This window comes from Streptomyces sp. MCA2, assembly GCF_023544705.1.
Lineage (GTDB): Bacteria > Actinomycetota > Actinomycetes > Streptomycetales > Streptomycetaceae > Streptomyces > Streptomyces decoyicus.
Map to the genome: position 1 here is coordinate 54837 of NZ_JAMJFM010000041.1, position 21697 is coordinate 76533.

Annotated in this window: 18 protein-coding genes; 8 read left to right on the top strand and 10 right to left on the bottom strand. The window is 71.9% G+C overall.

What is annotated here, in order from left to right:
- The 3 genes from M8I34_RS28790 to M8I34_RS28800 form a co-directional block, all read right to left on the bottom strand.
- Positions 1-1134 (bottom strand): energy-coupling factor ABC transporter permease, encoded by a 1134-nt coding sequence (locus M8I34_RS28790; RefSeq protein ID WP_250054158.1) that lies wholly within the window; start codon positions 1132-1134, stop codon positions 1-3.
- A 308-nt stretch (positions 1135-1442) separates the two neighbouring features.
- The gene (locus M8I34_RS28795) at positions 1443-3734 is read right to left on the bottom strand and encodes an MMPL family transporter (protein ID WP_250054160.1); all 2292 of its coding nucleotides are present in this window, start codon (positions 3732-3734) and stop codon (positions 1443-1445) included.
- A gap of 126 nt (positions 3735-3860) precedes the next feature.
- The gene (locus tag M8I34_RS28800) at positions 3861-4436 is read right to left on the bottom strand and encodes a TetR/AcrR family transcriptional regulator (RefSeq protein ID WP_250054162.1); all 576 of its coding nucleotides are present in this window, start codon (positions 4434-4436) and stop codon (positions 3861-3863) included.
- A gap of 252 nt (positions 4437-4688) precedes the next feature.
- Between M8I34_RS28800 and M8I34_RS28805 the strand changes: the two genes are divergently transcribed.
- Entirely contained in the window at positions 4689-8081 is a 3393-nt protein-coding gene (locus M8I34_RS28805) for a S41 family peptidase (RefSeq protein ID WP_250054216.1), read from the top strand.
- Positions 8082-8507: 426 nt separating this feature from the next.
- Entirely contained in the window at positions 8508-9137 is a 630-nt protein-coding gene (locus tag M8I34_RS28810; RefSeq protein WP_250054164.1) for a hypothetical protein, read from the top strand.
- 138 nt (positions 9138-9275) lie between these two features.
- Here M8I34_RS28810 and M8I34_RS28815 read toward each other — a convergent pair whose 3' ends face one another.
- The 4 genes from M8I34_RS28815 to M8I34_RS28830 all read right to left on the bottom strand — a co-directional run bounded on the left by M8I34_RS28815 (position 9276) and on the right by M8I34_RS28830 (position 13118).
- Positions 9276-9539: a hypothetical protein gene (locus M8I34_RS28815; protein ID WP_250054166.1), complete on the bottom strand. Its 264-nt coding sequence runs from the start codon at positions 9537-9539 to the stop codon at positions 9276-9278.
- A gap of 176 nt (positions 9540-9715) precedes the next feature.
- On the bottom strand, positions 9716-10597 hold the full coding sequence (locus M8I34_RS28820; protein WP_250054168.1) for an SDR family oxidoreductase: 882 nt from the start codon (positions 10595-10597) through the stop codon (positions 9716-9718).
- Positions 10594-11592 carry an alpha/beta fold hydrolase gene (locus tag M8I34_RS28825; protein WP_250054170.1) on the bottom strand — a complete coding sequence of 333 codons (999 nt, stop codon included), beginning with the start codon at positions 11590-11592 and terminating at the stop codon, positions 10594-10596. Before M8I34_RS28825 ends, M8I34_RS28820 begins: the two co-directional genes overlap by 4 nt.
- Positions 11589-13118, bottom strand: coding sequence for an NAD(P)/FAD-dependent oxidoreductase (locus M8I34_RS28830; RefSeq protein WP_250054172.1), 1530 nt, complete (start codon positions 13116-13118; stop codon positions 11589-11591). The genes M8I34_RS28825 and M8I34_RS28830 overlap by 4 nt, the downstream gene beginning before the upstream one ends.
- Before the next feature lie 205 nt (positions 13119-13323).
- On the opposite strand from M8I34_RS28830, the gene M8I34_RS28835 reads away from it, so the two are divergent.
- On the top strand, positions 13324-14130 hold the full coding sequence (locus M8I34_RS28835; RefSeq protein WP_374211005.1) for a MerR family transcriptional regulator: 807 nt from the start codon (positions 13324-13326) through the stop codon (positions 14128-14130).
- A 25-nt stretch (positions 14131-14155) separates the two neighbouring features.
- Here the strand turns inward: M8I34_RS28835 and M8I34_RS28840 are convergent, their stop codons facing one another.
- A complete protein-coding gene (locus M8I34_RS28840; RefSeq protein WP_250054174.1) occupies positions 14156-15955 on the bottom strand; it encodes a BTAD domain-containing putative transcriptional regulator in 1800 nt (599 codons plus the stop codon).
- Between the two features lie 421 nt (positions 15956-16376).
- Between M8I34_RS28840 and M8I34_RS28845 the strand changes: the two genes are divergently transcribed.
- A complete protein-coding gene (locus tag M8I34_RS28845) occupies positions 16377-16883 on the top strand; it encodes a stress protein (RefSeq protein ID WP_250054176.1) in 507 nt (168 codons plus the stop codon).
- A gap of 185 nt (positions 16884-17068) precedes the next feature.
- On the opposite strand, the gene M8I34_RS28850 is transcribed toward M8I34_RS28845, so the two are convergent.
- Together M8I34_RS28850 and M8I34_RS28855 are read right to left on the bottom strand one after the other, a co-directional pair.
- Positions 17069-17416 carry a hypothetical protein gene (locus M8I34_RS28850; RefSeq protein ID WP_250054178.1) on the bottom strand — a complete coding sequence of 116 codons (348 nt, stop codon included), beginning with the start codon at positions 17414-17416 and terminating at the stop codon, positions 17069-17071.
- A 188-nt stretch (positions 17417-17604) separates the two neighbouring features.
- Entirely contained in the window at positions 17605-18408 is an 804-nt protein-coding gene (locus M8I34_RS28855) for an exodeoxyribonuclease III (protein WP_250054180.1), read from the bottom strand.
- Positions 18409-18475: 67 nt separating this feature from the next.
- Between M8I34_RS28855 and M8I34_RS28860 the strand changes: the two genes are divergently transcribed.
- The 4 genes from M8I34_RS28860 to M8I34_RS28875 all read left to right on the top strand — a co-directional run bounded on the left by M8I34_RS28860 (position 18476) and on the right by M8I34_RS28875 (position 21612).
- Complete coding sequence (locus tag M8I34_RS28860) at positions 18476-18958, top strand: GNAT family N-acetyltransferase (protein WP_250054182.1); 483 nt, start codon at positions 18476-18478, stop codon at positions 18956-18958.
- A gap of 134 nt (positions 18959-19092) precedes the next feature.
- Positions 19093-20022, top strand: a complete 930-nt coding sequence (locus M8I34_RS28865) for an ABC transporter ATP-binding protein (protein ID WP_244414284.1) — start codon at positions 19093-19095, stop codon at positions 20020-20022.
- Positions 20019-21047, top strand: coding sequence for an ABC transporter permease subunit (locus tag M8I34_RS28870; RefSeq protein WP_250054184.1), 1029 nt, complete (start codon positions 20019-20021; stop codon positions 21045-21047). The genes M8I34_RS28865 and M8I34_RS28870 overlap by 4 nt, the downstream gene beginning before the upstream one ends.
- A 169-nt stretch (positions 21048-21216) precedes the next feature.
- Positions 21217-21612, top strand: coding sequence for a GntR family transcriptional regulator (locus M8I34_RS28875; protein ID WP_030985453.1), 396 nt, complete (start codon positions 21217-21219; stop codon positions 21610-21612).
- The last annotated feature ends 85 nt before the right edge of the window (positions 21613-21697 follow it).

Sequence of the window (21697 nt, forward strand, 5' to 3'; positions counted from 1 at the left end):
TCAGACGTTCTCCGAGGGACGCTCGGCTCCCGTGGCCGGCTGCTCGTCGGCGCCGGTGTTCCTGCGGCGGCGCAGGACGACGAACACGCCCGTTCCGACGGCCAGCGTCGCGCCGACCCCGATGACCCCGGCGAGGCCGCCGGCCAGCCGCGGGTCGGTGATGTCCTTGACGCTGTAGTCGGCGAGCGGGGAGTCCTTGGCGGCGTGGTCCTCGGCCTTCGCGTCGATGCCCTGATCGTGGGCGACCTTCTCCAGGCCGTCGGGGCTGGCGGAGGCGTAGTAGCTGATGCCGCCCGCACACACCAGGGCGGCGGCGACCCCGGCCAGCCAGACGCGACGGACGGAACGGCGCGGGGCGACGGGGGCCGGGGCGGCGGAGGCGGGAGCGGGAGCGGCGGCCGGCGCGGGCTCGTCGGCCGGGGTGGCGAGCGGCGAGGTGCGCAGCTCCAGCGGCTTGGTCAGGCCGCGTGCGCCGTAGACCAGGTCGGGGCGTACGGCGATCACGGCGCCGACCGTCAGCGCGGTGATCGTCGCCTCGCCGATCCCGATCAGCACATGCACGCCCACCATGGCGGTGAAGACCTTGCCGATCGGCACGTCCGCGGTCCCGCCGAGCGCATAGAGGCCGGTGAAGGCCACCGCGGCCGCCGGCACCGAGATCAGCGCGGCGACGAACGAGGCCACGGTGATCGAGCGGCGCCGCCGCGGCAGCACCTTCACCAGGCCCCGGAACAGGCCATAGGCGACGACGGTCGTCACGATCGCCATATCGGTGATGTTCACGCCCAGCGCGGTCAGCCCGCCGTCCGCGAACAGCACGCCCTGCATGAGCAGCACGACGGAGACGCACAGCACACCGGTGTACGGGCCGACGAGTATCGCCGCCAGCGCACCGCCCAGCAGATGCCCGCTGGTGCCCGCCGCGACCGGGAAGTTCAGCATCTGCACGGCGAAGATGAAGGCGGCGACCAGTCCGGCGAGCGGCGCGGTGCGCTCCGCCCCCGCGACACTGCCCGCTCCCGCACCCGCCAGCTCGCGCCGGGCGCCGCGCAGGCTGACCGCCACCGCGGCGGCGGCGACCGCACCGGTCGCGACCGACACCGGCGCATTGATGAATCCATCGGGTACGTGCATCTCAGGCTTCTCCGCTTCAGGCTCTGCAACCCACCAATGGTGGTGTCTCCTGCAAACAAGTTGCAAGAGCGCCCATGATGCGAAACGGATACGTCGACCGCAAAGGCGGGTCCCACCTGCACACCTTTACCCAGGGGAACACAGGTACGAATGGGTGGAGCGGGGCGCACCCGGCCGCGCGGTGCGCCCGGGGTCCGGCGCCGCCCCCCACACCCGGCCCGGCGACGGCCCCGTCCCTACGGGAGGCCGTCGCCGGGCTCTCTGACGTCCTGTCACCTCTGCGTCACTGCACGCATGGTGGCGACCCGTCAAACGCGCGCCGCTTCGCGCTCGGCGCTCGCGTCCGGTCCCTCAGCGGTACCGGTGCCAGCGCCGGCCCCGGTGAGCTGCGTACGCAGGCCCTCGCCCTCGACATCCACGTTCGGCAGCAGCTTCTGGAGCCACCGCGGGAGCCACCAGGCGGAGCGGCCCAGCAGTGCCAGGACCGCGGGGACGACGGCCATGCGGACGAGGAAGGCGTCGAAGAAGACAGCGATGGCCAGGCCGAAGCCGATCATCTTGATCATCGAGTCCGAGGAGCCGATGAAGCCGGCGAAGACGCTGATCATGATGACCGCGGCGGCGGTGACCACCCGCGCACCGTGCCGGAAGCCGGTGACGACGGCCTCGCCCGGGCGCTCCCCGTGGACGAAGGCCTCGCGCATCCGCGTGACGAGGAAGACCTCGTAGTCCATCGCCAGCCCGAAGACCACGCCCACCATGAAGATCGGCATCATGCTCATGATCGGGCCGGTCTGCTCGACGCCGAACACGCTGCTCAGCCAGCCCCATTGGAAGACCGCGACGACCGCGCCGAGCGCCGCCACCACCGACAGCAGGAAGCCGAGCGCCGCCTTGAGCGGGACGAGCACCGAGCGGAAGACGACCATCAGCAGGAGGAAGGCCAGGCCGACGACCAGCGCCAGGTAGGGCACCAGCGCGTCGTTCAGCTTCTGCGAGACATCGACGTTCATCGCGGTGGTGCCGGTGACCAGGGTGTTCGCCCCGGTGTCCTGGGCGATGCCGTGCGTCGTGGACCGGATGTCGTGCACCAGGTCCTCGGTCTCGACGCTGCTGGGCTTCGACTTCGGGACGACGTTCAGCATCGCGGTGTCGCCGGCCTTGTTGAAGGTGGGCGGGGTGACGACGGCGACATCGTCCAGCCCGCGGACCTCCTTGGCGACCCGCGCCGCGGCGGACTTGGCGCTCTGTCCGTCGTGCGCGTCCCGGCCGTCGACGACCAGCATCAGCGGGCCGTTGAAGCCGGGGCCGAAGCCGTCCGACAGCAGGTCGTAGGCCTTGCGCTGGGTGGTGTCGGTGGGCTGGGAGCCGTCGTCCGGCAGGCCCAGTTCCAGTGAGGTGGCGGGGATCGCGACGATGCCGAGGCCGATCACGGCCGTGAGGAGCACGGCGACCGGACGGCGCAGCACGAAGCGCGCCCAGCGGGTGCCCATGTTGGGCCGCTCCCCGGCGGCGGCGTCCCGGCCATGCGCCTCACCTGCCGCAACGGCCACGTCCTCCTTGCCCGCCTTGCCCGCCTTACGGGCCTTACGGGGCAGCGCCCGCGCCCCCGCGAACCCCAGCAGCGCCGGGATGAGGGTGAGCGCGATCAGTACGGCGATGACGACGGTGCCGGCCGCGGCCAGGCCCATCTTCGTCAGCATCGGGATGTTGACGACGGTGAGGCCGACCAGGGCGATCACCACCGTCAGCCCCGCGAAGACGACCGCGGACCCCGCGGTGCCCACCGCGCGTCCGGCGGCCTCCTCGCGCTCGCGGCCCTCGGTGATCTCGGCGCGGTAGCGGGAGACGATGAACAGGGCGTAGTCGATGCCGACGGCGAGGCCGATCATCGTGGCCAGCGTCGAGGTGGTGCTGGAGAGATCGAGCGTGCTGCTCAGCGCGGTGATGGTGGAGACGCCGATGCCGACGCCGATCAGCGCGGTCAGCAGCGGCAGTCCGGCCGCGATCAGCGCGCCGAAGGTGATGACGAGGACCACCGCGGAGATCGCGATACCGATGACCTCGGTCGCGCCGGTCTCGGGGATGGCCTGGAGTGCGTTGCCGCCGGTCTCGACCTTCAGCCCGGCGTCCCGGCCGTCCTCGGCCGCGTCCTCAAGGGCGTCCTTCGAAGCGTCGCTCAGCTCGAAGCCGGTGACCTTGTAGGAGACCTGGGCGTAGGCGGTGCGGCCGTCCTTGCTGAGGGCCTTCGCGGTGTACGGATCGGCGACCCGGTCGACCTGCGAGGAGCCCGACTGGAGGGCGTGGACGGTCCGTTCGACGGCCGCCTTGTTCGCCGGGTCCTTCATCGACTCGCCCGCGGGGGCCCGGAAGACCACCCGGGCCGTGGCGCCATCGGCGTTCGTGCCGGGGAACCGCTGGTCGAGAAGGTCGAAGGCGCGCTGGGCCTCCGTGCCGGGGATCGAGAAGGAGTCGGCGGCGGGCGAGGCGGCGGTGGCGGCCCCCACGCCGGCAACGGCCAGCAGGGCCACCCATATGAGGGCGACGAAGCGACGCCGCCGAAAGGCGAAACGTCCGAGTTTATAGAGGAAAGTGGCCACGAGACCGGGTGCTCCCGTCGAATGAAGGGCGTGCATGGGCGTACAGAGGCGTGCGCCATCGCCCCGGCGACGAGAGCGGCGTGCCGGGTACGAGGGCCGGGATGAAGGGGAGTCGGGCGGGTGGGGTCAGACGCCGAGGGCGGGGAGGACCACGGCGTCGAGATAGGAGGAGAGGAACGCGGCATCGGCGCAGCGGCCCTCGATGAGCTGCTGGGCGACGAACGCGCCGACGAGCATGTGCGGGACGAACTGGAGCGCGGGACAGTCGGCCGCGATCTCGCCACGGTCGATGCCGCGCCGCAGCATCGCGTTCAGTCCGGTCACCTCGGGGTCGAGGAGGACATCACGGAGGGCCTGGTGGAGATCGGGGTTGCCGTGGATGGCCATCCCCAGGCCCCGCATCAGGGCCGCGTCCTTCTCCACCTGTCCCTCGTCGTCGGCCCGGCGCACCAGCTCGGCGAAGTCGCCGCGCAGGCTGCCGGTGTCGATGTCCGCGGTACTGACCGGCTTGCAGTGCCGCAGCGCGCTGGCCACCAGCTCCGGCTTGCCCTGCCACTGGCGGTAGAGGGTGGCCTTGCTGGAGCGGGTACGGGCGGCGACGGCGTCCATGGTCAACGCGTCGTAGCCGACCTCGCGCAGCAGATCGAGCACGGCATCGAAGAGCTCGGCCTCCCGCTCGGGAGTCAGCCGGCTGCGTCCCATGACACGCACCTCCTGGTCGGACCGTACGGACGCAGCCACCCTACCGGCGACCGCGAACGAAACGGTTTCGTACACCTCGAAGGTAAGGGCAGATCGAGCGAAACGGAAGCGTTTCGATGGTGGCCTGCGTCACCCGACCGAGTTGCCGCCGCACCCCCGTCCCGAAACGATGGGTGGGTGAGCGATGCACCCGAGGCCGTCGGGCCGCGCCCGGAGCCGAACCCCGCCAAGCCTCGCGGGCGGCTGCGCCGGATGGCGGCCACGCCTGGGGCGCCGGGGCCCTCCGACGGCGCGTATCTGCGCTATCCGCATCTGCACGGCGAGCTGCTCTGCTTCGCCGCCGAGGACGACCTGTGGATCGCCCCGATCGCCCCGGAGGGCGAGCACCCGGGGCGTGCCTGGCGGCTGACCGTGGACCGCACCCGCGTCGGCCACCCGCGCTTCTCCCCCGACGGAACGCACATCGCCTTCACCACCTGGCGCAGCCTCGACCCGGAGGTCCACCTCACGGCGGTCGACGGCGGCCCGGCCCGCAGGCTGACCTACTGGGGCAGCACCGATGCCCGGGTCTGCGGGTGGTCGCCCCCCGACCACGAGGGCCAGGCCCATATCCTCGCGGTCTCCTCGCACGGCCAGCCGTTCTCGTACTACTCGTGGGCCTACAGCGTGCCCACCGACGGCAGCCCCGGCGGCCAACTGCCCTGGGGGCCGGTCTCCGACATCGAGGTCGCGGACTTCGAAGGGGAGCGCCGCACCCTGCTGCTGAGCGGGAAACCGCCGCACGAGCCCGCCTCCTGGAAGCGCTACCGGGGCGGCGCGATGGGCCGGATGTGGCTGCACGGCACCCGGCTGCTGCCGGATCTGCGCGGGCACCTCGACTCGGTGATGTTCGTCGGCGGCCGGGTCGCCTTCCTCTCCGACCACGAGGGCATCGGCAACGTCTACTCCTGTCTGCCCGACAGCACCGATCTGCGCCGGCACACCGACCACGCCGACTTCTACGCCCGGCACGCCTCCAGCGACGGCTCGCGCATCGTCTACCAGTGCGCCGGCGAGCTCTGGCTGATCGACGATCTGAGCCCGGACGCCGTACCGCGCAAGCTGACCGTGCGGCTGGGCGGTCCGCGGGCCGGCCGGCGGACCTACCAGGTCCCGGCGGCCTCGCATGTCACCTCGCTCGCGGTGGACACCACCGGTCGGGCCAGCGCGGTCGGCGTACGCGGCAGCCTGTACTGGCTCACCCACCGCGACGGCCCCGCCCGCACGATCCACGACACCCCGGGCGTCCGCGTCCGGCTCCCCGAGATGCTCGGCTCCACCGGCCGGATCGCCTACGTCACGGATGCCGAGGGCGAGGACGCCATCGAGATCACCCACCTGCCGCGGGCGAGCGCGCCGGGGGAACCGCTCCGGCTGGCCGCCGGTGAGCTGGGCCGGGTCCACGAGATGACCTCCGCACCGGACGGCGAACGGCTGGCGGTGGCCTCGAACGACGGCCGGCTGCTGCTGGTGGACGTGGCCCGGCCGGAGGAGGGGGCGGTCGAGGAGGACCGGTCCGAGGAGTCCGGGGAGTCCGGGGAATCCGGGGAGGAGGCCGCGGGTGCCGGCGATGTGACCGAGCTGGTCCGCTCCGCCAACGGACCGGTCCGCGACCTGGCGTTCTCCCCCGACTCCCGCTGGCTGACCTGGTCGCACCCCGGCATCGGCCGGACGCTGCGGCAGATCAAGATGGCCCGGCTGGCCGACCGGCACATCCTGGATGTCACCAACGGCCGCTTCGAGGACGAGCAGCCGGTCTTCACCCGCGACGGCCGCTATCTGGCGTTCCTGTCCTGGCGCGGCTTCGACCCGGTCTACGACGTGCACACCGGCGATCTGTCGTTCCCGCTGGGCTGCCGCCCCTATCTCGTACCGCTGTCGTCGGCGACCCCCTCCCCCTTCGCGCTGTCCCCGGAGGGACGGCCCGCGGCGGGCGGTCTGGACCCGGACGAGATTCCGCCGCCGTCGGGCGAGGGGCCCGTACTGGTGGAGGTGGAGGGGCTGGAGAACCGCGTCACCCCGTTCCCGGTGGCGGCGTCCAAGTACTCCTCCCTGGAGCCGGTCAGCGGCGGCGGGCTGGTCTGGCTGCGCTGGCCGATCTCCGGTGCGCTGGGCGAGACCTTCGCCAACCCGGCCGACACCTCGGGCCGGCCCACCCTCGAACACTTCGATCTGACCAAGGCGCGGCGCACCGAACTCACCAGCTCCCTGGACGGGTTCGCGCTCAGCGGCGACGGCTCCCGGCTGGTCGTCAACGACGAGGGCGAGCTGCGCGCGGTACCGGCGACCGAACAGCCGGACAGCGACTCCACGGTCTTCCTGGACCTGCGGCGCATCCTGCACGATGTCGATCCGGTGGCGGAGTGGCACCAGGCGTTCGAGGAGGCGGGCCGGATCACCCGGGCGTACTTCTGGGAGCCGCAGATGTGCGGCATCGACTGGGACGCGGTACTGGCGCAGTACCGGCCGCTGCTGGACCGGGTCGCCTCCCCCGACGAGTTCGCCGATCTGCTGCGCGAGGTGATGGGCGAACTGGGGACCTCGCACGCCTATGTCGTCGGCGCCCGGCGCAACGAGGGTCCGCCGCACTACCAGCGCGCCATGGGACTGCTCGGCGCCAACCTCGTCTGCCGGGACGGCCGGTGGGCTGTCACCCGGATCCTGCCCGGCGAGTCCTCGGACTCCAAGGCCCGCTCCCCGCTGGCCGGTACGGGCATCCGCGAGGGGGCGGCGCTCACCCATGTCGACGGCCGCCGGGTGGACCCGGTGACCGGCCCGTATCCGCTGCTCGCCGCGGCCGGCGGCACGACCGTGGAGCTCACCTTCTCCCCGCCGGAGGGCGACGGCCCGCCCCGCCGGGTCGCGGTGGTCCCGCTGGTCGACGAGCGGCCGCTGCGCTACCAGGACTGGGTGGCCAAACGGCGGGCGGTGGTCCGGAAGTTGAGCGACGGCCGGTGCGGCTATCTGCACATCCCCGACATGGGCGGCTCCGGCTGGGCGCAGTTCAACCGCGATCTGCGGATGGAGGTCTCCCGGCCCGCGCTGATCGTGGACGTACGGGGCAACGCGGGCGGCAACATCTCCGAGCTGGTGATCGAGAAGCTGACCCGCACCATCATGGGCTGGGACCTGACCCGCGATGCCGAGCCCGTCTCGTACACCAGCAATGCGCCGCGCGGCCCGGTCGTGGCGGTCGCCGACGAGATGACCTCGTCCGACGGCGACATGATCACTGCGGCCTTCAAACTGCTGGGCCTGGGGCCGGTGGTCGGCATGCGCACCTGGGGCGGGGTGGTCGGGATGACGGGCCGGCACCGGCTCGCCGACGGCACCGCGATCACCGTCCCGATGAACGCCGCATGGTTCCGGCTCTACGGCTGGGGCGTGGAGAACCACGGCGTCGAGGTCGACATCGAGGCCCTGCGCTCCCCGCTGCACTGGGCCGAGGGCCGGCACCCCCAACTGGGCGTCGCGGTACGGACGGTGCTGGAGCTGCTGGAGCGGCATCCGGCGGCGACGCCTCCGGACCTTTCGGACGCACCGGACCGGCGGCGGCCCGCGCTGCCACCGCGGAGCGACGGCACGGCGGAGGCGGCCGGGGACTGAACGGGCCACCGGATCGGCCTAGTTGCGGCGGGGCCAGCGGGCGGGCCGGGTCACGGCGGGACCACCGGCCCGTCGGGACGGGGGGACAGGGGGCCGCGGGACGGGGGACGGGGGACGGCCTGAAACCGGTCAACTGCGCACACCTCACGGGCCACTGCGTCACCTGACGACAGGACAGCCCGACAGCACGGCCATCACACCCTCTCCGTAGCCCCTCCCCCTCTCGCGGAGGGGCTCACCGTCGCCTGCCCCGACCCGCCCGGTACCCCCTCCGACCTGCCCGGACACCCGGATCCCGGTCCGGGCCGGCGGAGCGCGTCGCTGTCACGTGGTCATTACATGGGGGTCGTAGTCTTCCGGGCCGGGGCACCTGCCGCAGCCGGGCCGGCCCCGCCAACGCCCCCCCACCTCAACGGAGATACACCTATGGGAATCCGCCATCGGATCGCACCGCTGGCCGCCGTGCTGGCTCTGGCCGGCGGCCTGGTCGCCACCGAGGCCGCGCCCGCGCTGGCCGCGCGGCCGGCGTCCGGGCAGACCACCGGAACGGCCGCGGCCGACGGTACCTACCTCTACTTCGACAAGAACCAGAGCAACCCGCGCAACTCGCGGCTCTACCTGATGAAGAGCGTCCCCGACGCCCGTGACACGGTGCTCGCCAAGTACCGTGCGGGCTCCGGCGACGGCGGGCCCCGCGGCAAGGACGAGTGCGCCAGCTCGCAGGGGTGGCTGCCGAACGGCTCCTACCAGGTACTGGCCCACGACAAGCACTACAACGGCGGGGACCAGGGGATCAACGGGCACGTGATACACGTGCAGGACAAGGTGTGCGAGAACGGCCGGACCACCCGCGCCGAGCTGTTCGTGCACAGCGAGATGTGGCCCGAGGGCAGCCAGGCGGCCCCGCAGCCCGGCAAGGACAGCCCCTACCGCTGGGAGGGCTCCGACGACTACCGCTCGCTGGGCTGCATCAAGCTGAGCCCGGCCCACATCAAGAACCTCTTCGCCAAGGCCGGGCAGTACGGCTGGCCGACGAAGCTCAAGGTCACCAGCTGAACCTGCGGCGCCGGCCGGCCTCGTAGGCGCGGGGACCGGGACACACGGCAAAACTGGTGGGGCGCACCCGGTCGACCGGGTGCGCCCCTTCACGCATGACGCGTACGCCGTCGCGCGTGCTGTTCAGGACGAGCCACGTCAGCTCTGGAAGCGGCCCTCGGCGGCGTCCATCGCGTCCTGGGCGGGGCGGTTGCCCTGCTGGCCACGCTCACGCGGCTGCTGGCCACGCTCCTGGCCACCCTGGCGACGGTCGCGGTCCTGGTCCGGGCGCTGACCGCCGCGCTCCTGGTCCTGACGCTGGCCGCCGCGCTCCTGGCCCTGCTCGCGAGCGTCGCCCGCGGCCTTGTGCGCCTGGTTCTTGAGCTCGTTGGCCTTGTCCTGGAACTGGTCCTTGATGCCCATGCTGTTCACTCCTAGTGGGGTGTAGGGGGGTTGGGCCCCGTTCAGCGTGACACGCCCGGACATTGCTCGCATTTCGATCACGGATGACTACGCTCCGTGAGGCGCAAGGCCGCTCCCGAACCGCCCACGAACCGCTCAGGCCCAGCTCAGAGGCCCTTCAGCCGCCCGCCGCCCGTTCACCGGTCCGCCCGCGCCTTTTCGTCCGCCTCACCGCCCGCGCCCACCAGCCCGACCCGCATCCCGTCCAGCCGGTCCCCGAACCGCCGCATCTCCCGCTGCCCCACCGACCCGATGAGCGAGGGCAGATACCCGCGGAGCGACTGCATCCCGCGCAGCCACCACTGCCCGTAGACATGCGCGGAACGGCGCTCGATGCCCGCGACGATCCGGTCGACGGCGGGGCCCAGCGGATAGGTCTTGTTCGACGGCCAGGGCAGCCGGGAGCGCAGCTCGCGCATGATGTCGTCCTGGTCCGCGCCGCGCACCATGTCGGTGTCGGTCCAGCTCAGATAGCCGACCCCGACCCGTACGCCCTTGTAGCCGACCTCGGCGCGCAGGCTGTGCGCGAACGCCTCGACGCCCGACTTGGAGGCGCAGTAGGCGGTCATCATCGGGGCCGGGGTGATCGCGGCCAGCGAGGCGATCTGGAGGAAGTAGCCGCGGGAGGCCATGAGGGCGGGCAGGAAGGCGCGGCCGGTGACCGCGCCGCCGATGAGGTTGACCTCGATGACCCGCCTCCAGGAGACCGGGTCGGAGTCGGCGAACGGGCCGCCGGTCGCCACCCCGGCGTTGGCGACGACCACATCGACCTTCCCGAAGCGGTCCTTGACCTCGTCCGCCACCCGGGCCATCACCTCGTGGTCGGTGACATCGGCATGCCAGTGGTGCGCCGGGCCGTGCAGCGAGGCCGCGACGCCGCGCAGTTCGTCCGGCTCCAGGCCGACCAGCGCCAGCGTCGCACCGCGCGCCGACAGCTTCCGGGCCAGCAGCGCCCCGACCCCACGGGCCGCACCGGTCACGACGACAACCTGGCCCTCCAGATTCCTGCTCGCGCTCATGCCGTCTTCTCCTTCTTCTGCCGCGGGGCGCGGGGTGCTTCGGCGGTCCCGTCGGCCGCCGGGGCCCCGGTGCCGGTTTCCGTCGCCCGCAGATGGTCCTCGACGAGCTCGCGCAGCCGGCCGGCGACCGCGACGGCGTCCTCGATCGGGGTCATGTGTCCCAGGCCCGGCAGCTCGGTCAGACCGCGGCAGTCGGGGAGGACGGAGGCCAGCCTGCGGGCGTGCACCACCGGGGTGAGCCGGTCGGCGGTGCCCGCGATGACCGCGGTCGGCAGCTCCAGCCTGGCGGCGCCGCCGGTCAGTTCGAGGCCGGCCAGCACCTTGCCCCAGCGGGCCCGTACCCCGGGCGGGCAGGCGTGCACGATGCGCGCACAGGCCTCGATCTGCTCGGCGGTGGCGCCGGGGCCCATGGTGGCGTACTTCAGGGCGCTCCTGGCGAGCGGCGACACGGGGCCGAGCGGCATCCGCGAGTGCAGCATCAGCCGGTGCGCACGGCGGCGGCCCTGCGGGCTGCGCAGCGGGAACACCCTTGATTCGGCGGGCAGTTCGGCGCTGCCGGTGCTGCACAGCAGCGCGGCGGCGGCCCGCTCGCGCAGCTGCGGCCGGTCGGCGGCGGCCATGAGCGTCATACCGCCCATGGAGTGGCCGCCGACCACGGCGCGTTCGCCCGGCCGCAGAGTGGCCTCCAGTACGGCCACCAGGTCGTCGGCGAGCGCATGGGTGCTGTGGCCGGCCGGACCGGCGGCGGGGCTGCGGCCGTGGCCGCGCTGGTCGTAGAGGACGACCTTGTGGCCGGCGGCCAGCTCGCGGACGACCGGGGCCCAGAAGGCGGTCGAGCAGGTCCAGCCGTGCGCCAGGACGACGGCCGGGGCGTCCTCGGGCCCGTGGACCTCGGCGTACAGCCGGGCGCCGTCGGCCGAGGTGACGGTCAGCGTCGTACGCGGCACCGGCGGGGCGTACGGGCCGGTGGTGACGTGTCCGGGACGGCGGCTCATGCGGCCACCTCCGTGTGCGTGCCGGCGGACCGGTCCGCGGGCCTTCCGGACGGTGGCCGCAGCACCTCGTACTCCGCGAGGTCGACCTGCCGGGTGACCTTCTTGAACTCGCCGGTCGTGCCGGGCCAGACGGTGGTGTTGCGGCCGTTGGCGTCCAGATACCAGCTGTCGCAGCCGCCGATGTTCCACACCGTGCGGGTCATCCGCTGCTGGATCCGGCGGTTCCAGTCCTGTACGGCGGACGGCCGGGCGTCGAGCGCGATCTTCCCGCCGAGGACGTCCAGCTGGCGCATGAAGTCGGCCAGGTAGTTCAGCTGCGCCTCGATCATCAGGATCATCGAGCTGTTCCCGAGGCCGGTGTTGGGCCCGATGAGGGTGAGGAAGTTGGGGAAGCCGGCCGCGCTGGTGCCGCGCAGCGCCTCCATGCCGTCCTTCCACTCCTCGGCGAGCGTCGTGCCGTGGGCGCCGGTGACCCGCTGGGCGATCGGCATGTCCGTCACATGGAACCCGGTACCGAAGACGATCGCGTCCGCCTCCACCTCGCTCCCGTCGGACCCCACGAGCGTGCTGCCGCGGACCTCTTTCAGCCCGGCGGCGACCAGATCCACATTGGGCCGTGCCAGGGCCGGGTAATAGGTGTTGGAGAGCAGGATCCGCTTGCAGCCGATGCGGTAGTCGGGAGTGAGCGCGGCCCGCAGCACCGGGTCCTTGACGGCCTTCTTCATATGGTTCCTGGCCAGGAATTCGAGCAGACCCAGCTCGTTGGGGCGCTTGGTGAAGGCGCTGACCTGGAGCTCGCGGATGCCCCACAGCAGCCCGCGGCGCGCGGCCCGGGTCGCCGGGAGCTTGGTGTGCAGCCACTTCTCGGCCGCGCTGATCTTGCGGTCGGCGCGGGGCAGCACCCAGGGCGGGGTGCGCTGGAAGAGCGTGAGGCGCTCCACGTCCGGCTGGATGGCCGGCACGATCTGGATCGCCGAGGCACCCGTACCGATCATGGCGACGCGCTTGCCGCGCAGGTCGTAGTCGTGGTCCCAGCGGGCGGAGTGCGAGACCTTGCCGGGGAAGGTGTCCAGCCCCGGTATGTCGGGAGTCTTCGGATCCGACAGCGGCCCGGTCGCGGACACCACGACATCCGCGGTCAGCGGCTCGCCGGCCGTCTCCACCTCCCAGTGCAGCGCCTCCGCGTCCCAGCGCAGGCTCCGCACCTCCGAGTTGAGGCGCAGGTGCGGACGCAGTCCGAAGGTGTCGGCGACCCGCTCCAGGTAGGCGCGGATGTGCGGCTGCCCGGAGAAGTTCCGCGGCCACTCCGGGTTGGGCGCGAAGGAGAAGGAGTACAGGTGCGAGGGCACATCGCACGCGCATCCCGGATAGCTGTTGTCGCGCCAGGTGCCGCCCACCGCACCGGCCCGCTCCAGGATCACGAAGTCGGTGATCCCCTGGCGCCGCAGCCGGACGGCCGCGCCCAGACCACCGAACCCCGATCCGATCACCGCAACCCGCACATGCCTGCGCTCGCGCTCGGCCATTTAGCCGCCTCCCGAGTTCGACGTACTCCACTGCCATCTTCGGGGCCGCGACGTCCGCCACCACGACCGCCCCCATCGCGCCAGCAATCACTGGCACAGTTGGAGAGTAGGGCAGCCACGTACCGAGCGGTAGGGGGTGGACGGCAGGAGTTACCGCCGGTCACATCCCGGCCCCCGCGTCGTACCCCCGGCATAGGCTGGGCCCGTGGCAGCGAACGAAAACCCCCAGGACGCGCGCACGGAACCCGCGGCACAGCCCCCGGCGCGCGAATTCCGCATGGTCGACCTGGCCAGGGAAGCCGGCATCACGGTCCGTACGCTGCGCTTCTACCGCGAGCGCAAGCTCATCCCGCCGCCGCGCCGCGAGGGCCGGATCGCCTGGTACAACGAGCACCATCTCGCCCGGCTGCGCACCATCGGCGCCCTCCTGGAGCGCGGCCACACCCTCGGCGGCATCGGGGAACTCCTCTCGGCCTTCGACACCGGTCGCGACGTGGGCGAACTCCTCGGCCTGGAGAACCCCCTCGTCCCGCCCTGGTCCGAGGAGACGCCCGTCCGCCTGACGCCCGAGGAACTCGCCGACCACTTCAGCGAGGACATCACCGCCGACAACCTCACCGCGTCCCTGGACATCGGCTATCTCGCCGTCGACGGCGACGAGTTCGTCCACATCAGCCGCCGCCTGCTGGACGCCTCGACCGAACTCGTCAGCAGAGGCGTCCCGTTGGCCGACGTCCTCGAAGCCGGCCGCCAGGTGCGCGTCCACGCCGACGCCCTCGCCGGCATCTTCACCACCCTCATCCGCACCCACGTCCTCTCCGAGGTCCTCGCACGCGCCTCGGCGGGCGAGCCCCCCGGCCCCCACGAGGTCGATCACATCGCCGAGACCATCGAAAAGCTCCGCCCGCTCTCCAAGGGCGTGGTCGAGGCCGAACTCTCCATGGCCGTGGACCGCCGCGTGCGGGCGGAGCTGGCGGAGTGGCTGCGGGAGCAGGGGCAGGCGGAGGAGTGAGCGGGGGCCGCCGGGCGGCGGTGACTCAGCCGGGCCGCAGCCGGGACCGTGCGGTGTGGGCGAGCAGCCGCTGCCGGGCGAGCTCCCGGTCGCACGGCGTCTCCTCGGACGCGACGAGCTTGGCGGCGTAGATGCGCACCAGCTCGGTCCGCGCCAAGTGTCCCTCGGCCTGCTCCTGGAATAGGTGCGCCTCACACAGCTCGCCAAGATAACGGCGGGTGCGCTCCAGATCGCGTCCGGCCAGGGCCGCGGCGGCGTGGACCTCCACCTCCGCGCCGGGGACGAGCCCGAGGAGGCGGAACAGCCGCGCGGCACCGCTCGTCAGCGCGCGATAGCTGAGGTACAGACCGGCTTCCATGGACAGGTCCGGATCGGCCGCGGACAGCTCGCACAGCCGGTGGCGCTCATCGGCCAGCTTCCTCGTCCAGTCCGCCAGCGACCAGCCGGCGTGTGCCATCAGCCGTGCGGCGGCGATCCGCAGCGCCAGCGGCAGCCGGTCGCACCGCTCGACGAGTTCCCTGGCAGCCGCTCCCTCCGCCGCGATGCGCTGCCGCCCCAGCGCGGTGCCCAGCAGCTCCAGAGCCTCGTCCGCGGGCAACGGCCCCACCGTGACCAGCGCCGCCCCGTCGCGGATCATCAGTCCGCTCAGTCGCCTTCGGCTGGTCACCACGGCCAGCGAGCCCGGCGTCGCGGGCAGGAGGGGCCGCACCTGTTCGGCGGTGCCGGCGTTGTCCAGCACCACGAGCATCCGTCGTCCGGCGAGCAGCGAGCGGTACAGCGCCGAGCGCTCCGTCACGGCGTCGGGGATCTTCTCGTCCGGCACCCCCAGCGCCTGGAGGAACATCCCCAGAACGGTTCCCGGGCGCATCGGGGGACGCTCGAAACCCCGCAGGTCGACGAAGAGCTGCCCGTCGGGGAACTCGGCCTTGCGGCGGTGCGCCCAGTGCACCGCCAGCGTGGTCTTGCCGGCCCCTCCCCCGCCCGCGAGCACCACACAGTCCGGCCTCGGCACCCGGTCCAGGTTCTCGTCCAGCGCGGCGATCTCCCGCGCGCGGCCGCAGAAGTCCGGTATGCGGGGCGGGAGTTGGGAAACGGGAGGCCGTGGCGCCGGCGGGCGGTCGGGGGCGTACGGCGCGGCGCGGCCGGGACCGGCCGACGGGCGGTCGGGGAAGTGCGGCGCGACCGCGGGCTTCCCGCCGAGCACCGCGAGGTACGTCTCGCTGAGCGCCGGGCCGGGATCGATGCCCAGCTGGCCCTTCAGATGCCGCCTGGTGCGGTGGAAGTGATCGAGGGCCTCGGCCTGTCTGCCGCTCGCCTGGAGCGCACGCATCAGCAGCGCGGTCAGTTCCTCGTGCAGCGGATGCTCCGCGAGCCAGCCGGTCAGCTCCGTGATCAGCTCCCCGTAACGGCCGAGCAGCAACAGCCTTTCGCCGAGCTCCTGTAGCGCCGCCACCCTCGCCTGGGTCAGGCCCACTCCCAGCGTCCGCCGTACCCGGTCGCCGGGCACATCCGCCAGCACCTCGCCACGCCACAGACCGAGGGCCTGGCGCAGCTCGGCGACGGCGGTCCGCGGCTCGGCCTCGCGGGCGCCGGACACCAGGTTCTGGAACCGGTTGGCATCCACCGCCCACGGATCGGCGATCAGCACATATCCCCGGCCGCGGGTGACGATTTCGGCTTGTCCGGCCAGCAACTGCCGCAAACGATGGACATGATTGTGGACCACACCTCTCGCCCTGGCCGGCGGATCCGCGTCCCACGCCAGATCGATCATTCTGCTCACCGGGATCACCTGATTGACCTCGCTGATCAGAATCGCGGCCACGGTGCGCAATCGGCCCGTTCCCAGACTCAGCAGTCGCCCATTGTTCACTTCAATTTCAACCGGCCCTAGTAGCCGCAACTGAACCATTGTGACCTCGAGTTCCTGCCGCCGAATGTGCACACAGCAAACCGCCCTTTTCCCTGCAAAGACCACCGGAGGGAAGGTCGGGTTCCGTTTCGCTCAGCCGCTCTCACTATGTGGACACAGCACGTGAGTTGACGAAGAGTCAGTGAAGTATGCGGACCGCCTGCGAAGTACGTGATCACAGCGTGAGCAGTTCATGAGCGACGCCGCGAATCATCGTTCCTGTGCCGGTCGCAGCCGTAATTCCCCTGGCGGCTGCCCTGGCCGGCTCTCTGCTCCCCGGGACCCCGTTTCGGGGAGCAGAGAGGACTGCCATCCGTACCCATGGAGGAGAACCATGTCCACCAAGAACATTGTGAAGAAGAGCGTCGCCGCGGCGGCACTGTGCGCGGCGCTGTGCGGCACCGCTGTCGCGTTCCCGGCGACGGCGTCGGCCGCGCCGGCGGCTGCCGCCGCTGAAGCCAAGGGCGGCCCGACGGCCAGCGTCGGCGCGAGCCTGAACGTCAACGTCGACGTTCTCGGCATCGCCAACAAGATCGAGGCGTCGATCAAGACCGCCCAGAACCGCGAAGGCTTCGTCAAGGGCCTCATGGAGTCGGCGTACTACGCGGCCGGCGGTCAGTACAACGTCATGGTCCACAACCTCCAGCAGCCGTACGAGGAGAACCTCAACGGGGTGAAGACGTTCGCCACCACCACCTACGACGGTGTCACCTACGGCATCTGGGTGTTCGAGGACGGCGAGTTCACGAACCAGGGCGACGGCGGCTGGATCAACTGGGCGGCCAAGGGTTACATCGAGCGTCCCAACAACGGCGGCCTCATGATCTTCACCCGCCACTGAGAAAACAGCCCCACCCCGTGTGATGGTCCGCCGGATACCCGGCGGGCCGTTCGGCGTTCGGGCACCATCTCCGGAGCGGGGCGGCACCCCGCCCACAGGACAGCCCTCAGCGGTCGAAGGCGGCGGTCACCACGCCGGGTGCGTCCCGGCGTACGAACCCGCGAGCACTTCCCGGGCGCCGGGCGTCAGGCGTCCCGCCGGAAGAACCCTCGCACCTTCTTGACGACGCGGTAGCCCACGTACCCGAAGAAGCCCAGGTAGACGACGAGGACAAGGACGACCTCCCACGGCTCCTTCAGGCTGGAGCGACTGTGGGTCCCTATGCTGCGGCTCCTGTAGGCGAGTTGCGTCTTGCCGGCGCCGGCGCTGCCGAGATCGCTGTGACGGCCGCCGGGAGCACTGTGGCTGCCGCTCCCGCCCCGCCCGTACGCGACGTACGAGACCGAGTCGTTCGACGGCGCCGCATACGCGGCCGTGGCCGGTGCGCCCCCGAGCAGGGCAGCAAGCAGCAGAATGACGGTTGCCGAACGCATGAAGAAAAGACCCCCCGAATGGCGGCACACTGCGCCGCGCCATGTACACGACAACGCACGCTAAGGCATCCGGTGGGCGTGTGCCACCTGCGCCCACCGTGCGGGACCCGCAGGAATTCCGTTCCTCACCAGTCGTTCACCAGCGGCGCCGTGCGGGTCGTCCGCAGCCTTGCGCTCCGGCCGGAGTCCTACAGGTCGAACACCACGGTCACCGGCGCGTGATCGCTCCACCGCTGGTCATAGCTGGCCGCCCGCTCCACGAACGCCTTCACCGCACGCCGCGCCAGACCGGGGGTGGTCATGGCGTAGTCGATGCGCCATCCCGCGTCGTTGTCGAAGGCGCGGCCCCGGTAGGACCACCACGAGTACGGGCCCTCGGTGTCCGGGTGCAGGCCGCGGACCACGTCCACGTAACCGCCACGGGTCTCGTCGAGGACGTCGCTCAGCCAGCCACGCTCCTCCGGGAGGAAGCCGGACTTCTTCTGGTTGGCCTTCCAGTTCTTCAGGTCGGCCTCCTGGTGGGCGATGTTCCAGTCGCCGCACACCACCACCTCACGGCCGTCCGCGGCGGACCGCTTCCGCAGCTCGACGAGGTAGGGCAGGAACTCCGCCATGAAGCGTTCCTTCTCGTCCTGCCGCTCCGTACCGACCTCACCGGAGGGCAGATAGAGGCTGGCCACGGTCACACCGGGCAGGTCCGCCTCCACATACCGCCCACTGCCGTCGAACTCCGCCGACCCGAAGCCCACCTGCACCCGCTCCGGCTCCCGCCGGGTGTAGAGCGAGACCCCGGCCCGCCCCTTGGCCGCCGCCGGGGCATGCACGGTGTGCCATCCGGCGGGCTCCCGCACCTCCTCCGGGAGCTGCGCCGTCTCGGCCCGCACCTCCTGGAGGCACAGCACATCGGCCGCGGTCCCCGCCAGCCACGGGACGAAGCCCTTCTTGGCCGCGGCGCGCAGTCCATTCACATTCACAGAGGTCACGGTGAGCATCCCGGCACGATACCCATCCCCGGGACCTCGTCGCGCCGGGCACCCGCTCACCCGTACGATTTCTGGAATGGAGATACGCCCCGTCCGCTACGACCACCCCGACGCGGTCACGCTCGATGCGCTGGTCCAGCAGGAGTACGTCCGGCGCTACGGCGACGGCGACATGACGCCGCTGGACCCGGAGATGTTCACCCCTCCGCACGGTACGTATCTGATCGCCTACGAGGGCGCCCGCCCGCTGGCCACCGGCGGATGGCGGCGCCAGGAGGACACGGCGGAGGGGTACGCGGCCGGCGACGCCGAGATCAAGCGGATGTTCGTGGTCCCGGAGGCGCGCGGGCAGGGGCTGGCCCGGCAGATCCTGGCCGCCCTGGAAGCGGACGCACGAGCCGCGGGGCGCTCCCGCATGGTGCTGGAGACCGGCACCGAGCAGCCCGAAGCGCTGGAACTGTACGCCTCCAGCGGCTATGTGCTGGTCGAGAAATTCGGTCTGTACCGGACCTACGACGAAAGCCGGTGCATGGCGAAGTCGCTGGTGGCGGACGCCTGAGAGGACGGCGGCACCCTCGGCCCGGCCGGCGGGCGGCCCTTGGACCCCGTCGGCCCGGGCCCCTTTTGTTGACACGCCCGAGGGCCGCTCCGCATACTCATTCCACTAATCAACTAGCTAAAGGGGGGATCCGGGTGAGCGAGCCGAGCCCATGGGCCATCGAGGCCGAAGGACTGGGGAAGAAGTACCGCCGCGGCTGGGCACTGCGGGACTGCTCCTTCCGGCTCCCCGCCGGCCACATCTGCGCCCTCGTCGGCCCCAACGGCGCGGGCAAGAGCACGTTCCTGGGCACCGCGACCCGGCTGGTGCAGCCGACCACCGGGACGCTGAAGCTGTTCGGCGTCCCGGTCTCCGACCCGGCCGCCCTGGAGCGGATCGCCTTCCTCGCGCAGGACAAGCCCCTCTACCCGCGCTTCACCGTGGCCGAGACCCTGCGGCTCGGCAAGGAGCTGAACCCGCGCTGGGACCAGGCGCTCGCCGAGCGGATCGTACGGTCAGGAAAGGTGCCGCTCACCGCCCGGATCGGCACCCTCTCCGGCGGCCAGCGCACCCGCGTCGCCTTCGCCCTCGCCTTCGGCAAGCGGCCCGAGCTGCTGATGCTCGACGAGCCGATGTCCGACCTCGACCCGCTGGCCCGGCACGAGCTGTCGGGGCTGCTGATGGCCGAGGCCGCCGAGCACGGCACGACGGTCCTGATGTCGTCCCACATGCTCGCCGAGATGGAGGTCATGTGTGACTACCTCCTCGTCCTCACCGAGGGCCGGCTGCGGATGGCCGGCCAGACCGAGGAGCTGGTGCCCGCGCACCTGCTGGTGACGGGCGTGGCCGAGGGCGACGACGGGGTGCCCGAGGAGCTGCGACGCCGGCACACCGTGGTCGAAGCCCGGGTCACCGGACGGCAGTTCAACGCCCTGGTCCGGCCGCACGGCCCGGTCTCCGACAGCTGGGAGGTGCTGGTGCCGAGCCTGGAGGAGGTCCTGCTGGCCTATCTGCGGTCGCCCGAAGCGCCCACTCTGATCGCGGACGAGGCCCGTGTCGACGGACCGGGGGAGTCGGCCGCATGACCAGGACGAAGACCGCCGGCGCCGAGGTGGCGAACGCGGCGGAGCCCGGCGATGCCCCCGGCAGCGGCCCCGCCGCCCGCCGTGAACTGCTGCACGGCCTGCCCTGGCTGGTCTGGCGCCGGCACCGCACCTTCCTGCGCCTCGCCCTGCTGGTCACCGTCGTGGGCTGCGCGGTCTTCGCCTACCAGCGCATCGGCCTGATGGACTTCCTGCACACCCGGGGAACCAGCCCCGACACCGGGGGCCGGCTGGGCAACGACTACGACTTCCAGAACGCCTACGGCCGGCTGTTCCGCAGCGGCTCCCAGCTGCTGGAGTTCCTGCCCGTCCTCATCGGCGTCTTCCTGGGCGCTCCGCTCATCGCCGGCGAGCAGGAGCACGGCACCATCAAGCTGGTCAGCACCCAGTCGGTGAGCCGCGGCCGCTGGGTTGCCGCCACCCTCGCCCTGCCGCTGACCGTCGCGGTGCTGTGCACCGCCCTGCTGTCGGCCGCCTTCACCTGGCTGTGGACGCCGGCCCACACCCTGGCCATGGGCGGCGACTGGCTGACGGGCGGGGCCTTCGACAGCACCGGCCCCGTCCCCGTCGCCTGGACCCTGTTCCTGACCGTCTGCGGTATCGCCCTCGGCATGCTGGTCAAGCGGGTCGTACGGGCCATGGCGGCCACCGCCGTCCTCGCCCTGGTCACGTCCCTGATCTGGTCCGAGCTGCTGATCGGCCGCCTGGGCACCCTGCGCAGCGTCAGCTACCCCTACGGCGGCGACGGCCCCGACCTGCCGCCCGACGCCGTACGGATCGACGACTGGGTGTCCACCGCGGACGGCAAGCTCTACGGCTACGGCACCTGCGTCCACGGCGACGCCGAGTCCTGCCGGGCCAAGCTGGGCATCGTCAACCGGGTGACCCAGTACTTCGACTACGGGCAGATGGCGGGGATGCAGTGGCTGGGCGCGGGAATTCTGCTGGCGCTGACCGCCGTGGTGCTCACGTTCGTCGTGTGGCGGGCGCACCGGCGGCCCCTCTGAACGGCGTGGCGCGTGACGGACGGTGCGGGCGCCGGCCTGCGGGTTCCGCCCGTACGCGGCACACCCCGGGCGGCGCTTTGACACCCGGCACGGCCGGCCCGATCATCAAGCGGTCGGGCCGCGCGGCCCCGGCGGCGCCCAGGGCGCGACAGGCGGAAGAAGCAGAGAGGTGGTGAGCGTCGTCGAGTTCCGAATCGACCGGCGGAGCGGCGTCGCCACCTACCTCCAGATCGTCCAACAGGTCCAGCAGGCACTGCGGTTGGGCATCCTGGTGGAGGGCGACCGCCTGCCGACCGCCGCGCAGGTCGCCGCCACGACCAAGGTCAACCCCAATACGACCCTCAAGGCGTACCGCGAACTGGAGCGCGAGGGCCTGGTCGAGCCCCGCCCCGGTCTCGGCACCTTCGTCAGCCGTACGCTCGCCCGCCCCGAGTCCGCGGCGGACGCCCTGCTGCGCGAGGAGCTCCGCTCCTGGATGGACCGGGCCCGCACGGAGGGTCTCGACCGGGAGGACGTCCAGGCGCTGGTGAACTCGGTGCTCCAGGACCGGTATCCGGACAGCTGAGCGTGGCCTGGCGGGGGCGCGCTTCCCGCCTGCCCGCCCCGCCACGGCCCCCGCCCGTACCGGCCGCGCTTGACCCTCACGCCAC